Annotated in this window: 19 protein-coding genes; 8 read left to right on the top strand and 11 right to left on the bottom strand. The window is 72.7% G+C overall.

Annotation, left to right across the window (positions count from 1 at the left end):
- The 5 genes from CCN35_RS15585 to CCN35_RS15565 form a co-directional block, all read left to right on the top strand.
- The coding region (locus tag CCN35_RS15585; protein WP_086793171.1) for an ABC transporter substrate-binding protein at positions 1–1,769 on the top strand (1,769 nt) is incomplete at its 5' end.
- A 40-nt stretch (positions 1,770–1,809) separates the two neighbouring features.
- Positions 1,810–2,892 (top strand): ABC transporter permease, encoded by a 1,083-nt coding sequence (locus CCN35_RS15580; RefSeq protein ID WP_086793167.1) that lies wholly within the window; start codon positions 1,810–1,812, stop codon positions 2,890–2,892.
- Complete coding sequence (locus tag CCN35_RS15575) at positions 2,889–3,818, top strand: ABC transporter permease (protein ID WP_067397987.1); 930 nt, start codon at positions 2,889–2,891, stop codon at positions 3,816–3,818. Before CCN35_RS15580 ends, CCN35_RS15575 begins: the two co-directional genes overlap by 4 nt.
- Positions 3,815–4,813: an ABC transporter ATP-binding protein gene (locus CCN35_RS15570; RefSeq protein WP_067397984.1), complete on the top strand. Its 999-nt coding sequence runs from the start codon at positions 3,815–3,817 to the stop codon at positions 4,811–4,813. The genes CCN35_RS15575 and CCN35_RS15570 overlap by 4 nt, the downstream gene beginning before the upstream one ends.
- Positions 4,810–5,814: an ABC transporter ATP-binding protein gene (locus CCN35_RS15565; protein WP_067397982.1), complete on the top strand. Its 1,005-nt coding sequence runs from the start codon at positions 4,810–4,812 to the stop codon at positions 5,812–5,814. The genes CCN35_RS15570 and CCN35_RS15565 overlap by 4 nt, the downstream gene beginning before the upstream one ends.
- Positions 5,815–5,903: 89 nt before the next feature.
- Here CCN35_RS15565 and CCN35_RS15560 read toward each other — a convergent pair whose 3' ends face one another.
- The 8 genes from CCN35_RS15560 to rimP form a co-directional block, all read right to left on the bottom strand.
- Positions 5,904–6,917, bottom strand: a complete 1,014-nt coding sequence (locus tag CCN35_RS15560; protein ID WP_079129935.1) for a bifunctional riboflavin kinase/FAD synthetase — start codon at positions 6,915–6,917, stop codon at positions 5,904–5,906.
- A gap of 525 nt (positions 6,918–7,442) precedes the next feature.
- The gene (gene truB, locus CCN35_RS15555; protein ID WP_067397980.1) at positions 7,443–8,348 is read right to left on the bottom strand and encodes a tRNA pseudouridine(55) synthase TruB; all 906 of its coding nucleotides are present in this window, start codon (positions 8,346–8,348) and stop codon (positions 7,443–7,445) included.
- The gene (gene rbfA / locus CCN35_RS15550) at positions 8,345–8,797 is read right to left on the bottom strand and encodes a 30S ribosome-binding factor RbfA (protein WP_067397978.1); all 453 of its coding nucleotides are present in this window, start codon (positions 8,795–8,797) and stop codon (positions 8,345–8,347) included. Before rbfA ends, truB begins: the two co-directional genes overlap by 4 nt.
- Positions 8,798–8,866: 69 nt before the next feature.
- Positions 8,867–9,160 carry a DUF503 domain-containing protein gene (locus tag CCN35_RS15545; RefSeq protein ID WP_067397973.1) on the bottom strand — a complete coding sequence of 98 codons (294 nt, stop codon included), beginning with the start codon at positions 9,158–9,160 and terminating at the stop codon, positions 8,867–8,869.
- A gap of 242 nt (positions 9,161–9,402) precedes the next feature.
- Positions 9,403–12,366: a translation initiation factor IF-2 gene (gene infB / locus CCN35_RS15540; RefSeq protein ID WP_067397971.1), complete on the bottom strand. Its 2,964-nt coding sequence runs from the start codon at positions 12,364–12,366 to the stop codon at positions 9,403–9,405.
- A gap of 161 nt (positions 12,367–12,527) precedes the next feature.
- Positions 12,528–12,809, bottom strand: coding sequence for a YlxR family protein (locus CCN35_RS15535; RefSeq protein WP_079129934.1), 282 nt, complete (start codon positions 12,807–12,809; stop codon positions 12,528–12,530).
- A gap of 204 nt (positions 12,810–13,013) precedes the next feature.
- Positions 13,014–14,000 carry a transcription termination factor NusA gene (gene nusA / locus CCN35_RS15530; RefSeq protein ID WP_067397970.1) on the bottom strand — a complete coding sequence of 329 codons (987 nt, stop codon included), beginning with the start codon at positions 13,998–14,000 and terminating at the stop codon, positions 13,014–13,016.
- 2 nt (positions 14,001–14,002) lie between these two features.
- Positions 14,003–14,500, bottom strand: a complete 498-nt coding sequence (gene rimP / locus CCN35_RS15525) for a ribosome maturation factor RimP (protein ID WP_067397968.1) — start codon at positions 14,498–14,500, stop codon at positions 14,003–14,005.
- 198 nt (positions 14,501–14,698) lie between these two features.
- Here rimP and CCN35_RS15520 point away from each other — a divergent pair, with 198 nt between their 5' ends.
- The 3 genes from CCN35_RS15520 (at position 14,699) to CCN35_RS15510 (ending at position 16,740) form a co-directional block, all read left to right on the top strand.
- On the top strand, positions 14,699–15,292 hold the full coding sequence (locus CCN35_RS15520; RefSeq protein ID WP_236560856.1) for a hypothetical protein: 594 nt from the start codon (positions 14,699–14,701) through the stop codon (positions 15,290–15,292).
- Positions 15,289–15,774, top strand: coding sequence for a ferritin-like domain-containing protein (locus tag CCN35_RS15515; RefSeq protein ID WP_067397967.1), 486 nt, complete (start codon positions 15,289–15,291; stop codon positions 15,772–15,774). Before CCN35_RS15520 ends, CCN35_RS15515 begins: the two co-directional genes overlap by 4 nt.
- 66 nt (positions 15,775–15,840) lie before the next feature.
- Positions 15,841–16,740: an aminoglycoside phosphotransferase family protein gene (locus CCN35_RS15510; protein WP_067397966.1), complete on the top strand. Its 900-nt coding sequence runs from the start codon at positions 15,841–15,843 to the stop codon at positions 16,738–16,740.
- A gap of 300 nt (positions 16,741–17,040) precedes the next feature.
- On the opposite strand, the gene CCN35_RS15505 is transcribed toward CCN35_RS15510, so the two are convergent.
- The 3 genes from CCN35_RS15505 to CCN35_RS15495 all read right to left on the bottom strand — a co-directional run.
- Positions 17,041–18,741 carry a proline--tRNA ligase gene (locus CCN35_RS15505; RefSeq protein ID WP_067397965.1) on the bottom strand — a complete coding sequence of 567 codons (1,701 nt, stop codon included), beginning with the start codon at positions 18,739–18,741 and terminating at the stop codon, positions 17,041–17,043.
- Between the two features lie 106 nt (positions 18,742–18,847).
- On the bottom strand, positions 18,848–19,441 hold the full coding sequence (locus CCN35_RS15500) for a GNAT family N-acetyltransferase (RefSeq protein ID WP_067397964.1): 594 nt from the start codon (positions 19,439–19,441) through the stop codon (positions 18,848–18,850).
- A gap of 86 nt (positions 19,442–19,527) precedes the next feature.
- A partial coding sequence (locus CCN35_RS15495; RefSeq protein WP_107501056.1) for a GNAT family N-acetyltransferase occupies positions 19,528–20,286 on the bottom strand: 759 nt, incomplete at its 5' end.

Genomic DNA, 20,286 nt, shown 5'->3' with positions numbered 1-20,286 from the left:
CGTGTCCGAGGTGTCCGCCGCAGGCCCGGGCCGCGGCGGACACCTCGGACACGTCGGGCAGGAAGGTCCTCACCGTCGCCGTCGCGCAGAGCGTGGACTCGCTCAGCCCCTTCCTGGCGGTACGGCTGGTCAGCACCAGCATCCACCGGCTGATGTACGAGTACCTGACCAACTACGACCCCGAGGACGCCCGGGTCGTCCCGGGTCTGGCCACCAAGTGGGAGGCGTCGCCGGACAAGCTGACCTGGACCTACACGATCCGCTCCGACTCGATGTGGTCGGACGGGCGGCGGGCCACCGCCGAGGACGCGGCGTGGACGTTCAACAAGATGATGACGGACCCGGACGCCGCCACCGCCAACGGCAGCTTCGTCGCCAACTTCGCGCAGGTCACCGCGCCCAGCCCCACCCGCCTGGTGATCCGGCTGAAGAAGCCGCAGGCCACGATGACCGCGCTCGACGTGCCGATCGTGCCCAAGCACATCTGGGAGAAGGTCACGGACTTCTCCGAGTTCAACAACGACAAGAGCTTCCCGATCGTCGGGAACGGGCCGTTCGTCCTCACCGACTACAAGCCCGACAGCCATGTGCGGCTGAAGGCCAACAAGAACTTCTGGCGGGGCGCGCCGAAGTTCGACGAGCTGGTCTTCCGGTACTACAAGGACCAGGACGCCGCCGTCGCCGCCCTGCGCAAGGGCGAGGTCTCCTTCGTGGCCGGCTCGCCGTCCCTGACGCCCGCCCAGGCCGCCTCCCTCAAGGGCGAGAAGAACATCCGCGTCAACGACGCCCCCGGCCGCCGCTTCTACGCCCTGGCCGTCAACCCGGGCGCACGGGCCAGGAACGGCGAGAGGTTCGGTGACGGTCATCCGTCCCTGCACGACCGGCGGGTGCGGCACGCGCTGTTCATGGCGGTCGACCGGAAGGCCGTCATCGACAAGGTCTTCCAGGGCCACGCGGTGGAGGGCCAGGGCTACATCCCGCCGCGCTACCCGGCGTACTTCTGGAAGCCGCCGAAGGACCGGCTGCTGGCGTACGACCCGGCGAGGGCCGCCCGGCTCCTGGACGAGGCGGGCTACCGGAAGAACGCCGACGGCAAGCGCGTCGGCAAGGACGGCAGGCCGCTGAACTACCGGGTGCTGTGCCATGCGACCGACCCCAACGACAAGGCGATCGGCAAGTATCTGCAGGAGTGGTGGGGCCGGCTCGGCATCGGGGTCACCCTCACCTGCCTGGACAACGTGACCGACCCGTGGCTCGCGGGCAAGTACGACCTCGCCTTCGACGGCTGGTCGGTCAACCCCGACCCCGACTTCGTGCTCTCCATCCACACCTGCGCCGCGCTTCCGGCGACCCCCAGGGACACCGGCGCCACCGACAACTTCATCTGCGACAAGACGTACGACGAGCTGTACGCCGAGCAGCTCGCCGAGTACGACCCGGCCAGACGGGCGGAGCTCGTCCGGCGGATGCAGGCGCGGCTGTACGACCTCGGGTACATGAACGTCATGGCCTATCCCAACGCGGTCGAGGCCTACCGCACGGACCAGATCGCGTCGATCACCACCATGCCGGCGAAGGCCGGGAACATCTACGGACAGGACGGCTACTGGAGCTGGTGGTCGGCCGTTCCGGCGGACTCCGGCGACTCCTCGGACGGTTCGGTGTCCACGGGGGCCGTCGTCGGGATCGTGGCGGGCGCCGCCGCCCTCGCCGGTCTCGTGGCGGTCCTCGCGCTGCGCCGCCGGGCCACGGCGGACGACCGTGAATAGGCCGTGGGCGGGCCGTGGGCGAGGCGGGCGGTGAGCGCGCATGACCGCTGAGGCGACCTCCTCGCCGGTCTCCCCGGCCGAGGGGCCCGTCGCCGGCCCGGGAACGCCCGGGCCGGCGACGGGCCGGGGACCGCGGGCGAGGACCACTGCCGCGTATCTGCGGTACGTGGCGGGCAAACTGGCCGGTGCGGCCGTCTCGTTGCTCGCCGTCCTCGTCACCAGCTTCTTCCTCTTCCGGCTGATCCCGGGCGACCCGGTGAGGTTCATGACCGGCGGCCGGCCGGTCTCCGCCGAGCAGATCGCCGTCTACCGCAGGGAGTTCGGGCTCGACCTGCCGCTGTGGCGGCAGTTCACGGACTACTGCGGCAAGGCGCTGACCGGGGATCTGGGGACCTCGTACCAGTTCCGTGCCCCGGTCATCGACAAGATCACCGAGGCGCTGCCCAACACCCTGCTGCTGACCGGGACGGCCTTCGTGCTCTACACCGCGCTCGGCATCGTCCTCGGCACCCGCTCCGCCTGGCGGCACGGCGGGCTCGGCGACCGCCTCAACACGGGGCTGGCGCTGACGCTCTACTCCATCCCGTCCTTCTGGCTGGGGCTGCTGCTCATCATCGTGCTGTCGGTGGGCGTGGGCCCGGTTCCGGGTCTGTTCCCGACCGGGGGCATGGAGTCGGGCGGCAAGGAGGGCCTCGCCCACGCCGTCGACGTCGCCCACCATCTGGTCCTGCCGGTGGTGACGCTGGTGGCGGTGGAGTACGGGCAGACCCTGCTGGTCACCCGGTCGGCGCTGCTGGACGAGATGGGCGGCGACTATCTGACGACCGCGCGGGCCAAGGGCCTCCGGGACGCCCTCGTACGGCGCCGGCACGCCGTGCCGAACGCACTGCTGCCGACCATGACGCTGGTCTTCGTCAATCTCGGCCGGACCGTGGCGGGGGTGATCCTCGTCGAGACGGTGTTCTCCTGGCCGGGGCTCGGCGGGCTGTTCTACCAGGCGCTGAGCGTGCCCGATCTGCCGCTGGTGCAGGGGCTGTTCTTCTTCTTCGCCGCGGCGGTGATCGTGATGAACACCCTCGCCGACCTGCTGTATCCGCTGCTCGATCCCAGGGTGGGCCGATGACCGTCAAGACCGCCGCGCAGCCCGGTCCGCACACGCCCGGTCCGCGTGCGCTCGCCCGGCAGCGCCGCCGGGCCTCCGCCGCCCGTTTCTGGAGGCAGTACCGCAGGCACCGTGCGGGCGTCCTCGGGCTGGCCGTGCTCGTGCTGTGCGTACTGGTGGCCCTGACCGCGCCGCTGACCGTCGGGGCGGACGCGCAGAGCGTGACCGGTGCGCCCGGCGGGCCGCTGGAGAGCCCCAGCGCACGCTTCCCGCTGGGCACCGACCGGTTCGGCCGCGATCTGCTCGGCCTGGTGATCTGGGGGTCACGCGTCTCCCTGCTGGTCGGGCTGCTCGCGGCCGTGCTGTCGGTGGCGATCGGAACGCTCATCGGCATCACCGCGGGGCACTTCCGCGGCTGGTACGCCACGGTGATGATGCGGATCACGGACTGGTTCCTGGTGATGCCGACGCTGGTGCTCGCCATCGCGCTCGCCACCGTGCTGTCCCGCTCGCTGGGCACCGTCGTCCTGGCGATCGGCGTGACCACCTGGCCGACCACCGCGCGTCTGGTGCGGGCGCAGACCCTGGCGGTGGAGGCACGGCCGTACATCGAGCGGGCGAAGGCGCTCGGCGGCGGCCACTGGCATGTGATGTCCCGGCACGTGCTGCCGAACGTCATGCCGCTGGTGCTCGCCCAGACCACCCTGATCATCTCCTCCGCGATCCTGGCGGAGGCGACGCTCGCCTTCCTCGGGCTCGGCGACCCGACGGTCGTGTCCTGGGGCGGACTGCTGCAGGACGCGCGGGAGGCGGGGGCGGTCAGCTCCGGCGCCTGGTGGTACCTGGTGCCGCCGGGGGTCGCCATCGCGGTGGTCGCGCTGGCGTTCACCCTGTGCGGGCGGGCGGTCGAGTCCGTTCTCAACCCCAGGCTGGGGGTGTCCCGTTGACCCTGCTCGACGTGCGGAACCTGGAAGTGACGTATCCGAACGGCGCGGCCGCCGTGCGCGGGGTCGACCTGACCCTCGCCCCGGGCGAGAAGCTCGGCATCGCGGGCGAGTCGGGCTGCGGCAAGTCCACACTGGCGCTGGCGCTGCTGCGGCTGCTGCCGGCCGGGACCCGGATCGGCGGCGAGATCCTGCTGGACGGCGAGGACGTCCTGACGATGAAGTGGGGCCGGGTGCGGGCGGTGCGCTGGGCGGGGGCGTCGATCGTCTTCCAGGGCGCGATGCACTCGCTGAACGCCGTGCACCGGATCGGCGACCAGATCGCCGAGCCGATCCTGCTGCACCGCCGGGCGACCGCTGCAAGCGCACGGAGGAGGGCGGGGGAACTGCTGGAGCTGGTGGGGCTGCCGGCGGCCCGGGCGCGTGCCTATCCCCATGAGCTGTCCGGCGGGCAGCGGCAGCGGGTGATGATCGCGATGGCGCTGGCCTGCGATCCGCGTCTGATCGTCGCCGACGAGCCCACCACGGCGCTGGACGTGATGGTCCAGGCCCAGATCCTGCGGCTGATCGAGGGGCTGGTGAGCGAGCAGGACCTCGGACTGGTCATGATCAGCCACGATCTCGCCGTGCTGGCCGACACCTGCGACCGGCTGGCGGTGATGTACGCGGGCCGGGTGGTCGAGGAGGGCCCGGCCCGGCAGGTCTACGAGGACGCCCGGCACCCCTACGGCAAGGCCCTGGCGGAGGCGTTTCCCCGGATCGGCGACCCGGCGTCCCGGTTCGCCCCCCGCGGTCTGCCGGGCGATCCCCCGGATCCGGCGGCGCTGCCCTCCGGGTGCGCGTTCCATCCGCGCTGCCCGGTCGCACTGGACGTCTGCGCCGTGCGGGACCCGGCGCTGCGCGGGGCGGGAGCGGGACGGCGGGCGGCCTGTGTGCACGTGCCCGAGGGGGCCGCGGCCGCCGAGGGCGGGACGGAGGCGAGGAGCGGCACCGCATGACGGACATGTCACAGCTGCTGAGGGCCGAGGGCCTGCGCGTCGCCTTCCCCGGCCGAAACGGCGCGCCGGCCGCCCGGGCCGTGGACGGAGTGGACCTCGCCATCCGCCGCGGGGAGATCGTGGCGCTGGTGGGCGAGTCGGGGTGCGGCAAGACGACACTGGCCCGCTCGCTGCTCGGCCTGGTGCGGCCGACCGCGGGACGCGTGCTCTTCGACGGCGCCCCGCTGGACTACTCCTCGCGGGCGCTGAAGGCGTACCGCAAACGGGTCCAGCTGGTGCTCCAGGACCCGAGCGGCTCGCTCAACCCGCGCCACACCGTGTACGACGCCGTGGCCGAGGGGCTGCGCATCCACGGGTACGGCGGAAACGAGCGGGCGGCGGTCGCCGAGGCCCTGTCACGGGCCGGGCTGCGTCCGCCCGAGCGGTTCTTCCTGCGCTATCCGCACGAGCTGTCCGGGGGGCAGCGCCAGCGCGTGGTCATCGCGGGCGCGCTGGTCCTGGAGCCCGAACTCCTCGTCGCCGACGAGCCGGTGGCCTCCCTGGACGCCTCGGTGCGCGGTGAGATCCTCGCCCTGCTGCTGCGGCTGCGCACCGAACTCGGCCTGTCCGCGCTGGTGGTGACCCACGATCTGGGGCTGGCCTGGAACATCGCCGACCGGGTCGCGGTGATGTATCTGGGGCGGATCGTGGAGACCGGCGAGGTGGAACAGGTCCTGACGGCCCCCCGGCACCCGTACACCCGGGCCCTGCTGTCCGTCCTGCCCGAGGCCCCCGGGGATCCGGTCGTCCTCGGCGGCGAGCCCCCGGACCCCTCCCGCATTCCCCCCGGCTGCCGTTTCCACGTCCGCTGCCCCGTCCTGGCGAGCGGGGAGGCCGAACGGGCGGGGGTGGCCCGGGCCTGCCGCAGCCGGGATCCGGGGATTCCCGGTGCGGGCGGCGAGGCGCCTGTCGCGTGCCACTGGGCGCACGCGCGGGCGGACGCCGCTCCCCCGGCGTCCTGAGAGGCCCGTCCGCGGCTCTCCGCCCGTACCCCGGTGCCGTCCGCCGGCGAGAAGACCCGCCCGGGCCGCCGGGCGGGTTCCGGCGCGGACTACTCCGTCTTCGTGTCCTTCGTGTCCGTGCCTGTGTCCGCCTTCGCGTCCGTCTTCGCGTCCGCCCTTCCGTCCGCCGCGATGATCTCCCGGCACTGGGCGACGTCCTGCGCCATCCTCTCCAGCAGCGCCTCGAGGGAGTCGAACTTCGCCTGGCCGCGGACGAAGGCCAGGAACTCGACGGAGACGTGCAGGCCGTAGAGGTCGAGGCCGACGCGGTCGATGGCGTACGCCTCCACCGTGCGCTCGGTGCCGTCGAACTGCGGGTTCGTGCCGACGGAGATCGCGGCCGGCATCACCTCGCCCTGGGCGTGCAGATAGCCGGCGTAGACGCCGTCGGCGGGGATCGCGGTGTGCGGGAGCGTCTCGACGTTGGCCGTGGGGAAGCCCAGTTCGCGGCCCCGCTGGGCACCGCGGACCACGACGCCCTCCACCCGGTGCGGGCGGCCCAGGATCTCGCGGGCGCCCTCGACGTCGCCCTCGGCGACCAGGCGGCGGGTCAGGGTCGAGGAGAAGGGCTCGCCGCCGCCCGCCTCCCCGGTGAGGTACAGGTCGACGACCTCGACCTCGAAGTCGTAGATCTTGCCCTGCTCGGCGAGGAACTCCACGTTGCCGGCGGCCTTGTGGCCGAAGCGGAAGTTCGGGCCCTCGACGACCGCCTTGGCGTGCAGCTTGTCGACCAGCACCTTGACGACGAACTCGGCCGGGGACAGCTTCGAGAACTCCACGGTGAAGGGCAGGACGAGCACCGCGTCCACCCCCAGCTCGGCCATCAGTTCGGCACGGCGGTGGTGCGGGGCCAGCAGCGGCGGATGGCTGCCGGGGCGGACGACCTCGCTGGGGTGCGGGTCGAAGGTGACGACGACGGCGGGGATGCCGAGTTCGCGGGCGCGGTTCACGGCGTGCTTGATGATCAGCTGGTGTCCGCGGTGGACTCCGTCGTAGGAGCCGATGGTGACGACGCTGCGCCCCCAGTCGTGGGGGATGTCATCCAAGCCACGCCAGCGCTGCACTGTGACCGCTCCTCGTCGCACCTGTGGTCCCTGTCGCCTTGTTCGCCTTGTTCGTCTTGGTGTTCGTCTTGCTGCTTGTCCGCAGGTCTAAGGGTGCCATGCCCCGGGTTCCCCGCTCGCACGGGCATGGGCCCTGTGACGGGGTGCACGCCGTCCGGGCGGCTGCCGGCCGGGCGAACGGTCGTCGGACAGCGGGTGCCGGACGGCGCAGGCCGGACGGGAGCGTCGGACGGGAACGCCCGCGCCCGCCGTGCTCCTGACGGCGAGCGGCACAGGACCAGCCGGACGGCCGGCCGGGCGGATCACGTGGTGCACCCGGGGAAGGCGGCGAGCGCGCCCCTCGCGCTCCCCCTGTTCACTCCGAGCGCCCGCACGGTCGGGTGAATGGGCGGGGGCAGCTGGATACAGCTCAGAAGTGGGGGAACCGAGGGGGCCGCCGTGGAGCGGCGACCGGGGCACACGCCCCGTGCTCGCCGCTCCACGGACGGGCGGCCCCGTGGACGGACGGCCCACCGACGGCGGCCGTCAGCCGAAGACCGCAAGGCTCTTGGTCTTGCCCCGCTGCTCCTCCACGAGCGCGAGGAAGCGGCCCTCGGGGCCGAAGACGGCCACCGGGCCGGCGCCCGCGTACTCGTCGGGGATGTCCAGCCGTACGCCGTTGGTGAGCAGCCGGGCGCGCCGGGCGTCGACGTCCCAGCGGGGGAACGCGGCCGCGGCCGCCTCCGCGATCGGCATCACGGTCATTTCCCGCTCGAGCTGCTCCAGCGTCCTGGCGGCGTCCAGCTTGTACGGGCCCACACGGGTGCGGCGCAGCGCGGTGAGATGACCGCCGACGCCGAGGTCCGCGCCCAGGTCGCGGGCGAGGGCGCGGATGTAGGTGCCGGAGGAGCAGACCACCGACACCACCAGGTCGAGCACGGGGGTGCCGTCGTCGGCGACGGCGTCCCTGATGTCGTGCACCTGGAAGGAGGAGACGGTCACCGGACGGGCCGGGATGTCGAACTCCTCGCCCTTGCGGGCCCGCTTGTACGACCGCACGCCGTTGATCTTGATGGCGCTGACCCTGGACGGCACCTGCATGATGTCGCCGGTCAGCTTGGCGACGGCCTTGTCGATGGCGTCGCGGGTGACCCGGGAGGCGTCGGTGGAGGAGGTGACCTCGCCCTCGGCGTCGTCGGTGATCGTGCTCTGGCCGAGCCGTACGGTGCCGAGGTACTCCTTCTCGGTCAGCGCGAGATGGCCGAGGAGTTTGGTGGCCCTCTCCACGCCGAGCACGAGAACGCCGGTGGCCATGGGGTCGAGGGTGCCGGCGTGGCCGATGCGCCGGGTCTTCGCGATCCCGCGCATCTTGGCCACGACGTCGTGCGAGGTGAAGCCCGCGGGCTTGTCGACGATGACGAGGCCGTCGGGCGGTGTGGTCCTGCCGCTCATTCGGTGATGTCGCCCGTCCCGTTGTCGGTCACCGGCTTCCGGTACGGGTCCGCGTCACCGGCGTAGGAGGCCCTGGCGGCGGCCTCGCGCACCTTCGCGTCGGAGGCACGGGCCTTGTCGAGGAGGTCCTCGATGGTCCGGGCGGTCTCCGGAAGGGCGTCCGCGACGAAGGTGAGGGTGGGGGTGAACTTGATGCCGGCCGCACGTCCCACCTCGGAGCGCAGGATGCCCTTGGCGCTCTCCAGTCCGGCGGCCGCGGCCTTGCGGTCCTCGTCGTCCCCGTAGACCGTGTAGAAGACGGTCGCCTCCCGCAGGTCGCCCGTGACCCGAGTGTCCGTGATGGTGACGTGCGAACCGAGCCGCGGGTCCTTGATCCCGCGCTGCAGCTTCTGGGCCACCACCTCTCGGATGAGGTCCGCCAGCCTTTTCGCCCGCGCGTTGTCGGCCACTGGTCCGTCTCCCGTTCTTTCTTCTTCTGCGTTGCGTGGTGTGCGTGCTGTCTGTCCGGGTGACGCCGTCTAGTCGTCCTCCCCGTGGAAGCGGCGTCTGACGGACAGCAGCTCCACCTCGGGGCGGGCGGCGACCAGCCGTTCGCACCGGTCCAGGACGTCGGTCAGGTGCGTCGCGTCGCCGGAGACCGCGGCGAGGCCGATGACGGCTCGCCGGTGGAGGTTCGCGTGGTCCACCTCGGCCGCGCTCACCGCGTACTTGCGCTGGAGCTCGGCGACGATCGGGCGGACGATGGAGCGCTTCTCCTTCAGTGAGCGGACGTCGCCGAGGAGAAGGTCGAAGGACAGAGTCCCCACGTACATGTGTGCGACCGGGTTGCCCGCCGGTACGGGGTCGGTGGTCCTGCCTTCCGGGTGGGCAGGGACATCAAGAACCGTACCGCGAACCCGGGCGGCGGCTCGACGGGGTTTTCCCCGTCCGTCCACCGCCCGGCGCGGCGGACGGGTGAGGGCGCGTGTGGACGGGCCCGGGGCTTTCCCGGCATGGCACACCGGCCGACGGGACCCGGGTCCCGCCGGCCGGCCGTGCTGCGCGCCGTGGGCCGTTACACCCGCGGCTTCTCGCGGAGCTCGTACGTCGCGATGATGTCGCCGACCTTGATGTCGTTGAAGTTTCCGAGGTTGATACCGCCCTCGAAGCCTTCGCGGATCTCGGTGACGTCGTCCTTGAAGCGACGCAGACCGTCGATCGTGAGGTTCTCCGCGACGACCTTGCCGTCCCGGATGAGGCGCGCCTTGGCGTTCCTCCTGACCTCGCCGGAGCGGATGACGACACCCGCGATGTTGCCCAGCTTGGACGACTTGAAGATCTCGCGGATCTCCGCCGTGCCGAGCTCGACCTCCTCGTACTCCGGCTTGAGCATGCCCTTGAGGGCCGCCTCGATCTCCTCGATCGCCTGGTAGATGACCGAGTAGTAGCGGACGTCCACGCCCTCGCGCTCCGCCATCTGCTGGGCCCGTCCGGCGGCCCGGACGTTGAAGCCGATGACGATCGCGTCGGAGCCCATGGCCAGGTCGATGTCGGACTCCGTGACCGCACCGACACCACGGTGCAGGACGCGGATGTCGACCTCCTCGCCGACGTCCAGCTGGAGCAGGGAGGACTCCAGCGCCTCGACCGAACCGGAGGCGTCGCCCTTGATGATCAGGTTCAGCTGCTGGACCTCGCCGGCCTTCAGCACCTTGTCCAGATCCTCCAGGGACACACGGCGTGCGCGCTTGGCGAAGGCCGCGTTGCGCTCGCGGGCGGCGCGCTTCTCCGCGATCTGACGGGCCGTACGGTCCTCGTCGACCACGATGAAGTTGTCGCCCGCGCCCGGGACGTTGGTCAGGCCCAGGACCTGGACCGGCATCGACGGACCGGCCTCGGTGACGTTCTTGCCGCTGTCGTCGAGCATCGCCCGGACCCGGCCGTACGCGTCGCCGACCACCATCGTGTCGCCGACCCGCAGCGTGCCTCGCTGGACCAGGACCGTGGCGACGGCGCCGCGACCGCGGTCCAGACGGGACTCGATCGCGATGCCCTGCGCGGCCTGCTTGGGGTTGGCCCGCAGGTCGAGCGTCGCGTCGGCCGTGAGGATGACCGCCTCCAGGAGGCTGTCGATGTTCAGGCCCTGCTTGGCGGAGATGTCGACGAACATGGTGTCGCCGCCGTACTCCTCGGCCACCAGGCCGTACTCGGTCAGCTGACCGCGCACCTTGGTCGGGTCCGCACCCTCGACGTCGATCTTGTTGACCGCGACCACGATCGGCACGTCGGCCGCCTTGGCGTGGTTCAGCGCCTCGACCGTCTGCGGCATGACGCCGTCGTTGGCCGCGACGACCAGGATCGCGATGTCCGTCGACTTCGCACCGCGGGCACGCATGGCGGTGAACGCCTCGTGACCCGGGGTGTCGATGAAGGTGATCGCCCGTTCCTCGCCGTTGACCTCGGTCGTGACCTGGTAGGCACCGATGTGCTGGGTGATGCCGCCGGCCTCGCCCGCGACGACGTTCGTCTTGCGGATCGCGTCGAGCAGGCGGGTCTTGCCGTGGTCGACGTGACCCATGACGGTCACCACCGGCGGGCGGACGACCAGGTCCTCCTCGGAGCCCTGGTCCTCGCCGAACTCGATGTCGAAGGACTCGAGGAGCTCGCGGTCCTCCTCCTCCGGGCTGACGATCTGAACGTTGTAGTTCATCTCCTCGGCCAGCAGCTGCAGCGTCTCGTCGGAGACGGACTGCGTCGCCGTGACCATCTCGCCCAGGTTCATCATGACCGCGACGAGGGACGCCGGGTTGGCGTTGATCTTCTCCGCGAAGTCGGTGAGCGACGCGCCACGGGAGAGCCGGATGGTCTCGCCGTTGCCGCGCGGCAGCATCACGCCGCCGACCGACGGGGCCTGCATGGCCTCGTACTCCTGACGGCGCTGCCGCTTCGACTTGCGGCCGCGGCGCGCCGGACCGCCGGGACGGCCGAAGGCACCCTGGGTGCCGCCGCGGCCACCGCCGCCGGGACGGCCGCCGAAGCCGGGACGGCCACCGCCGCCGCCGAAGCCACCGCCGCCGGGACGGCCGCCGAAGCCGGGACGGCCGCCGCCGCCACCGGGACGGCCGGCGAAACCGCCGCCGGGACGACCGCCGCCGGGGCGGCCGACACCGGCCGGGCCGCGGCCGGTGGGACCGGGACGCGGGCCTGCGGCGGGACGCGGCGGCATCATGCCGGGGTTCGGACGCGGAGCGCCGGGACGCGGACCGCCCTGCGGGCGGGGCATCGAGCTCGGCGTCGGCCGCGGACCGCCCGGAGCCTGCGGACGCGGGCCGCCCGGGGCGCCGGGGGCACCGGGCCGCGGGGCCTGCGGACGAGGCGGCTGCGGGCGCGCCATGCCGGTGGAGCCGCTGGAGGTGAAGGGGTTGTTGCCCGGACGCGGGCCGGCCGGACGGGCGGCCGGACGCGGGGGCTGGGCACCGGGGCGCGGGGCGGCCTGGCCCTGTCCCTGGCCGGGACGGGCGCCGGGCTTGGGCGCGGCCGGACGCGCGCCGGGCTTGGGCGCGGCCGGGGACGGAGCCGACGACGGAGCGGTGAACTCCGGCGTGGTGGGCGCCGTCGGGGTCGGACGCGGCCCCGGCTTGGGACCCGGCACCGGACGCGGGCCGGGGGTCGGCGTGGGCGCCGACGGGGTTGCGGGCTGCTGCGCCGCGGCGGGCTTGGGCGCGGCGGGACGCGCGCCGGGCCTCGGCGCGGCGGGACGCGCGCTCCCTGCCTTGGCGGCCTGGGACGTCCCCCCGGCCTGCGCCGCGGAGGGCGCGGCGGGCTTGGGGGCGGCCTTCTTCGGGGCGGCCGGCTTCGCGGCGGACTTGCCGTTGCCGCCGCCCTGCTGGAAGGCGTCAGTCAGTTTGCGTACTACGGGCGCCTCGATCGTCGAGGACGCCGAACGGACGAATTCACCGAGTTCCTGGAGCTTGGCCATGACGACCTTGCTCTCTACGCCGAACTCCTTGGCGAGTTCGTAGACCCGGACCTTAGCCACATCGCTCCTTTGAGGTCCGGGGTGCAGCCGGACCGTCGCTAGTTGGGCGTACTCATCGCGTACTCATCGAGTGCTCATCGCAATCTCGACCTGCTTTCGACTCGCGAGGTACCTGACCGCACGGGGTTCCGTACGGCGCGTCTTTCCCTTGCCGTGTTGCCTCAGCAACCTTGTGCCTGCTCGACGTATCGGCGCAACGCCTTTACGTCGAGCGGTCCCGGGACGCGCAGCGCCCGCGGAAACGCCCGGCGGCGTACCGCCTGGTCGAGGCAGACCGGGGCGGGGTGTACATAGGCACCCCGGCCGGGCAGCGTACCGCGTGGATCGGGAACACACTCGCCCTCGATCGCCACGGTGCGCAACAGTTCGATCTTGGCCGCTCGCTCCCGACAGCCCACACAGGTGCGTTCGGGGCATGCTCGGGCACGCGTCCGGCCAGACACTGTTCAGTCTACCTCCCCGTATCGCTCTCACCCCTTCGGGGCAAAGATCGAACGGACGTCGTTGTGTGGTAACCCACCTGGGACTTGGATCTATTCCCACTCCCGGGTGAACCACCCGAACGGGTGAGCTCCCCCCGGGCACCGGGTTTCCGAGCGTGCCGGGACCGCCCGCCCGGCTCGCTCGGCTCGTTTGGTCTGCTCGGGTTACTCGGACTCCTGCTCGGTGTCCGGGCGGATGTCGATGCGCCAGCCGGTGAGCCGGGCCGCCAGCCGGGCGTTCTGGCCCTCCTTGCCGATCGCCAGGGACAGCTGGTAGTCGGGCACGGTGACCCGGGCCGACCGGGTCGCCAGGTCCACCACCTCCACCTTGGAGACACGGGCCGGCGACAGGGCGTTGGCCACCATCTCGGCCGGGTCGTCCGACCAGTCGACGATGTCGATCTTCTCGCCGTTCAGCTCCCCCATGACGTTGCGCACCCGGCCGCCCATGGGGCCGATGCAGGCGCCCTTGGCGTTCAGGCCCGCCCGGTTGGACCGTACGGCGATCTTCGTGCGGTGGCCGGCCTCACGGGCGATCGCCGCGATCTCGACCGAGCCGTCGGCGATCTCCGGGACCTCCAGGGCGAAGAGCTTCTTCACCAGGTTCGGGTGCGTGCGGGAGAGGGTCACCGAGGGGCCGCGGACGCCCTTGGCGACCCGGACGACGTAGGACCGCAGCCGCATGCCGTGCGGGTAGCTCTCGCCCGGGACCTGCTCCTGCGCCGGCAGGATGGCCTCCAGCTTGCCGATGTCCACGAGGACGTTCTTCGGGTCGCGGCCCTGCTGGACCACACCGGTGACGATGTCGCCCTCGCGGCCGGCGTACTCGCCGAGCGTCGCGTCGTCCTCGGCGTCGCGCAGCCGCTGCAGGATGACCTGCTTGGCGGTGGTGGCGGCGATGCGGCCGAAACCGGACGGGGTGTCGTCGAACTCGCGGGGCTCCTGACCCTCCTCGAGGTCCTCGGGGTCCTCCTTCGCCCACACGGTCACGTGCCCGGTCTCCCGGTCGAGTTCCACGCGTGCCTGGCGGCGGCTTCCCTCGGTGCGGTGATAGGCGATGAGAAGGGCCGACTCGATCGCCTCGACCAGCACGTCGAAGGAGATCTCCTTCTCCCGTACCAGGTTCCGCAGGGCACTCATGTCGATGTCCACGGCTACGCCCCCTCTTCCTTCCGGTCCTTGCGGTTGAACTCGACCTGCACGCGCGCCTTGACGATGTCGGGGAAGTCGAGCCTGCGGGTCGTGGCCTTGCGGCCCTTCACTCCGGGCACTTCGAGGTCGAGGCCTTCGTCGTCGACCCTGAGAATCCTGGCGACCAGCTCGCCGCCCTCGGCCAGCTGGAACTTCACCAGCCGGCCCGTGGCGCGCACGTAGTGCCGGTGTTCCCTGAGGAGGCGCTCCGCGCCCGGGGTTCCGACCTCGAGGGTGTATGCGCCCTCGCCCATCGCGTCGCTCTCGTCGAGCTTCGCCGAGAGCGCACGGCTCACATCGGCGATCCTGTCCAGGTCGGCCCCGGTGTCGGAGTCGACGACGACGCGCAGCACACGCTTGCGTCCGACGGAGTCCACGGCGATCTCCTCGAGATCCAGACCCCGGGAGGTGACAAGCGGCTCCAGCAGTTCTCGCAGCCTCTCGTTCTGGGTGGTGCTCATCCGGGTGACTCCTCGGCCGCGTCTGCTGTTGTGGGATGGTCGCGTGTCTGGCTCAAAGAGTATCGGTTCCCGGAGGCTGATGCCGTCCACCTGGGGATGTGGTGCCGCTGAGTGGTGCCCGCGGGGAGCGCGGGTACCGTGATCACGGGCGAGTCGCCCCGCCGCTCTTGTTCCGCAACGCACCCGAGGACGTCTGCCGTGCCGTTCCCCCTGTCTCCGCGCGCCCCAGGAGCTGTCCGCGGTCTTCTCCCCGCACGGGCCCCGGCGGGCCCGCGCAGAAGGAGCCTGCTCGTCTCGGCCGCGGGGGCCGCCCTGCTCGTGGGCTGCTCCTCCGGCTCCCCCGGCTCCGGCTCCCCCGATTCCGGCGACGCGCCGGCCGCCGAGCGGATACGCGCGCGTGCGGCACGGGACAGCCGGGAGCTGGTGCGGCGGTACGACGCCGTGATCGCCGCGCATCCGGCGCTGGCGGAGCGGCTGCGGCCGCTGCGTGCGCAGGTCGCGGCCCATGCCGAGGCCTTCGGCGGCACGGCGGAGCCCTCCCCCGGGGCGTCGCCGGCCACCCCGGGGCCCGAGGGCCCGGCGGCGCCGGCGGATGCCGCGTCCTCGCCGTCCCCCGGCGTCCCGGCGGACGAGAAGCAGGCCCTGGCCCTGCTGGCCGCCGAGGAGCGGTCCCTGTCCGACCGGCACGCGGCGGCCCTGCTCCGGGCCCCCGGTGAACTGGCGCGGCTGCTGGCCTCGGTGGCGGCGGCCGGGGCGGCCCACGTGTATCTGCTGACGGAGGGCGGCGCATGAGCCGGACGGACGAAGGGCAGCTGGAGGCCCTGCAGGCGGCGCTCGCCGCGGAGCACGCGGCCGTGTACGGGTACGGCGTCGTCGGGGGCCGGCTCCGGGACGACCGGCGCAAGGAGGCCCTGGAGGCGTACGCCGCCCACCGGGCGCGGCGGGACGCGCTGACGCGCGCGGTACGGGATCTGGGCGGGCGGCCGGTGGCCGCGGCGGCGGCCTACGCGCTGCCGTTCCCGGTGCCGGACTCCGCGGCGGCGGTCCGGTTCGCCGCCGAGCTGGAGGAGCGGGTGGCCGGGGTGTACTCCGACCTGGTCCGGGCGAGCACGGGCGAGCGGCGGCGGGAGGCCGCGGCGGCGCTGCGCGAGGCGGCGGTCCGGGCGGTGCGCTGGCGCGGGGAGAGCGTAGCCTTCCCTGGTCTCGCCGAACGGGCCGGCACGGCCGCGAAGGGCACGGCGGACCCGGAGGGCGCGGCGACGCCCTCGGCGTGACGCGCACAGGCGGAGGCACCGGACGACACGGGCGACACAGGCGACACAGGAGGGAACGGCTCGCGCATGGCTTTCGAACCGCCGCAGCGTCTGGTGCGGGCACTCAAGGAGACGGCACCGGACGGGGACACCTGGCTGGCCGAGCTGCCCGAGCTGATACGGCGGGCCGTGGCGGCGTACGGGCTGACCGTCGAGCGGGTGCAGCTGCCCGGCGGACGCAGCAGCCTGGTCGTGCTGGTGCGGACGGCGGACGGGACCCCGGCCGTGCTCAAGCTGGCCCCGCCCCGGGCCCGCCCGGAGAACGAGCGGGCCGCGCTCGCGCACTGGGGCGGGCGGGGTGCCGTACGGCTTCTGGACGGCGGCCCGGGCGAGGGGGCGCTGCTGCTGGAGCGGCTGCACCCGGATGTGTCGGTGCGGTCGCTGCCGGAGGCGAAGGCGCTGCTGGAGTCGGCGGGAACGCTGCGCCGGCTGTGGGTGGAGCCGCCCGCGGGGCACTCCTTCGAGACGGTGGCCGAGCGCACCGGGCGGCAGGCCGAGGCGATGCGGGCGGGCGCGGAGCGCGACGCGGAGGTGGCGCCGCTGGTCGAGGCGGCGCTCAAGGCCCGTGAGGAGCTGCTGGCGGCGCCGCCCGAGCAGGTGCTGCTGCACGGCACGTTCCGGCAGAGCAAGGTGCTCGCCGGCACCCGGATGCCGTGGCTGGCCGTGGGCCCCGACCCGGTCGTCGGGGAGACCGCCTTCGATCTGGCGCGGCTGGTCCGCGACCGTGTCGAGGACCTGATCGCCGCCCCGTCCGGGGCCGCCGTCACCCGCCGCCGGCTCAGGCGTCTGGCGGAGTCCCTGGAGGTCGACCAGGAGCGTCTGCGCGGCTGGACCCTCTTCCGTGCCGTCGAGTCCGGTGTGCGCGCCCGCCGTGTGGGCCGTCCGAAGGACGCGGAGCTGCTGCTGGAGTTCGCCGCGTGGCTCTGAGGCCGGGCGGTGCGGTCCGGGCGGCTTGATCCGGACGCCCGGTGGGGCGGCGCACGGGTGCGTGGGCGGGCCGACGGCGGCCTCAGCGGCGAAGGCCCCTGGAGAAGCCCGGGAGCCCGCCGGAGAGCCCGTGGAGCGCGCCGCCTGCCGGGTCCAGAAGCGCGCCCCACGCGGCCGTGGTGCGTCCGCGTGGGGCGGGTGTCCTCCGGCTCCCGCCGGGCGGCGAGGGCCGCCCGGTGTGCTCCCGGCCGCGGGACGGTGTCCCGGTGACGGCCCGGGCGGGATCCCCCGTCGTACGGCTCAGGCCGTGAGACGGGCGAGGGCCTCCTCGACGGGGAGCTCCTCGCGTTCGCCGGTCCGGCGGTCCTTCAGCTCGACGACGCCCTCGGCCGCACGGCGGCCGACGATCAGGATCTGGGGGACGCCGATGAGCTCGGCGTCGGTGAACTTCACGCCCGGGGAGACACCGGCCCGCTCGTCGACCAGGACACGCACACCGGCCTCGGCGAGCTTCCGGGAGACCTCGAGGGCCGTCTCGATCTGCAGGTTCTTGCCGGCGGCGACCACGTGGACGTCGGCCGGGGCGACCTCCTTGGGCCAGACCAGCCCCTTGTCGTCGGCGTGCTGCTCGGCGAGGGCCGCGACGGCGCGGGAGACGCCGATGCCGTAGGAGCCCATGGTGACGCGGACCGGCTTGCCGTTCTGGCCGAGGACGTCGAGCTTGAGGGCGTCGGTGTACTTGCGGCCGAGCTGGAAGATGTGGCCGATCTCGATGGCGCGCTCCAGCTTCAGTCCGGTGCCGCACTTCGGGCAGGGGTCGCCCTCCTGCACGACGACCACGTCCACGTACTCGTCGACCTCGAAGTCACGGCCGGCGACCACGTTCTTCGCGTGCGTGTGCTCCTTGTTGGCACCGGTGATCCAGGCCGTGCCCGGGGCCACGCGCGGGTCGGCGATGTACTTCACCTTGTCCAGGCCCTGCGGGCCGACGTAGCCGCGGACCAGGTCCGGACGGTTCGTGAAGTCCTCGGCGGTGACCAGCTCGACGACGGCCGGGGCGAAGTGCGCCTCGACCTTGTCCATGTCGACCTCGCGGTCGCCGGGCACACCGACGGCGACGATCTCGCCGTCCACCTTGACCAGGAGGTTCTTCAGCGTGGCGGAGGCCGGGACGCCGAGCGAGGCGGCCAGGGTCTCGATGGTCGGGGTGTCCGGGGTCGGGATCTCCTCGGCCGCGGGGACGCCGGAGCCGTCCACCGGCTCGACCGGGTAGCCGATCGCCTCGGTGTTGGCGGCGAAGCCGCAGTCCGGGCAGTTGGCGAAGGTGTCCTCGCCGGCGGCGGCCGGGGCCAGGAACTCCTCGGACTTGGAGCCGCCCATGGCGCCCGCGGTCGCCGCGCAGATGCGGTAGTCCAGGCCCAGGCGGTCGAAGATCCGCTGGTAGGCCCGGCGGTGCAGGTCGTAGGACTCGGCGAGCCCCTCGTCGGCGAGGTCGAAGGAGTAGGAGTCCTTCATGATGAACTCGCGGCTGCGCAGGATGCCCGCGCGGGGCCGGGCCTCGTCCCGGAACTTGGTCTGGATCTGGTACAGGATGACCGGCAGGTCCTTGTAGGAGGACGCCTGGTCCTTCACCAGCAGGGTGAAGATCTCCTCGTGGGTCGGTCCGAGGAGGTAGTCGGCGCCCTTGCGGTCCTTCAGCCGGAACAGCTCGGCGCCGTACTCGTCCCAGCGGCCGGTCGCGTCGTAGGGCTCGCGCGGCAGCAGCGCGGGCAGCAGCACCTCCTGCGCGCCGATCGCGTCCATCTCCTCGCGGACGATCCGCTCCACGTTGGCGAGGACCTTCTTGCCCAGCGGCAGCCAGGTCCAGATGCCGGCGGCGGTGCGCCGCACATAGCCCGCGCGCACCAGCAGCTTGTGACTGAGGACCTCGGCGTCCGCCGGGTCGTCGCGCAGCGTCTTGGCCATCAACTGGGACATGCGCTGGACCGGTGCGTTCGCCATGGTTCTCGTCTCTCCTGCCGATGGAACCCCGCTCGGACCGGGACCGGAGCGGGGGGACGGTGATGGCTAGGAGGTTAGCCGGGCGGACTGTTCTGGCGGAAATCGGTTAACGCCTGTTTCCGTGTGCGCCTCCACGGCGGCGCAGCGGCAGCGGGGCGCCCATCACGGCGTACGGCATCGGTGCGCTGGGGAAGAGGACCTGCCGGGCCAGGTCCTCGTACCCCAGGGAGCGGTAGAGGCCGCGGGCCGGGCTGTCGGTGTCGATGGCGGAGAGGATCGAGCGGGGCTCGGCGGCGCTGTCGGTGATGGTGGTGATCAGGGCGCGCCCGATGCCGCGGTTCTGGTGGCGCGGATGGACGTGCAGCTCGGTGATCACGAAGGAGTTGTCGAGCCAGTCGTCGTGGCCGCGGGCGCGCAGATAGGGCTCGACGACGGTGGACCACCAGTGGGTGCGGTCGTTGGGCATGCCGTAGACGAAGCCGACGAGCCGGCCGTCGGGGGTGGTGGCGCCGAGCGCGCGGGCACCGGTGCAGGTCATGTGCCGCAGTACGATCTGCCGGCGCACGGCGACCTCCTCGGCGCTGAGCCCGAAGGCGACGGCCTGCACGGCGAGCGCCTCGTCGACGCGGGCGGACAGGTCGAGCGGGCCGATCACGACGTCCTCGGGGCGGCGGTGTCCGTGACCGGGAAAGTGGACCATGCCGGGAGACTACAGGGCACGCACCGGCCTCAGAACCGTGTTGTGGGGCGGATGGGGGCAGGACGGCGCAAGACGGCCCGGCGCGCTCAGAACAGCACGCTCATGAACGCGCCGACCTCCCGGAAGCCCACTCGCCGGTAGGTCCGCCTGGCCGGGGTGTTGAAGTCGTTGACGTACAGGCTGACCACCGGGGCCACATCGGCCAGCGCGTACCGCAGCACCGCCGCCATGCCGGGGGCCGCAAGGCCCTGCCCCCGGTACTCGGGGGCCACCCACACCCCTTGGATCTGGCAGGCCTTGGGGGTCGCGGCGCCGATCTCCGCCTTGAACATCACCTTGCCGTGCTCGTCGAGGCGGGCGAAGGAGCGGCCGGAGCCGACGAGTTCGGCGATCCGGGCCTGGTAGATCAGGCCGCCGTCCCCGGCGAGCGGGGAGACGCCGACCTCCTCGGTGAACATCGCCACACAGGCCGGCATGATCGTTTCCATCTCGTCCTTGCGGACGCGGCGGACGTAGGGGTCGGGGCGTATGTCGTCCGGCATGCGGTCGGTGACCATGAGCGGCTGGTGGGCGCGGACCTCGCGGGCCGGCCCCCAGGAGGGTTCCAGGAGCCGCCACAGCTCGGCGGTGGGCCCGGCCGGGCCGACGATGGAGGAGCAGCGGCGGCCGGTCCGGCGCGCACGGTCCGCGAAGGCGCGTACGGCCTGGGGGGTGGCGCAGACCGGGACGAGGTTGGCGCCCGCGTAGCACAGGGACGTGAGCCTGCCGTCCTCGTACCAGCCCCACATCTCGCCGCCCAGCCGCCACGGGTCCAGACCGGCGGCCTGGACCCGTGGCGGCTGGGC

Source organism: Streptomyces thermovulgaris, assembly GCF_002155915.1.
GTDB classification, from domain to species: domain Bacteria; phylum Actinomycetota; class Actinomycetes; order Streptomycetales; family Streptomycetaceae; genus Streptomyces; species Streptomyces thermovulgaris.
Note: the sequence above shows the minus strand (reverse complement) of the source record. Positions and strands in the feature narration are given on the sequence as shown.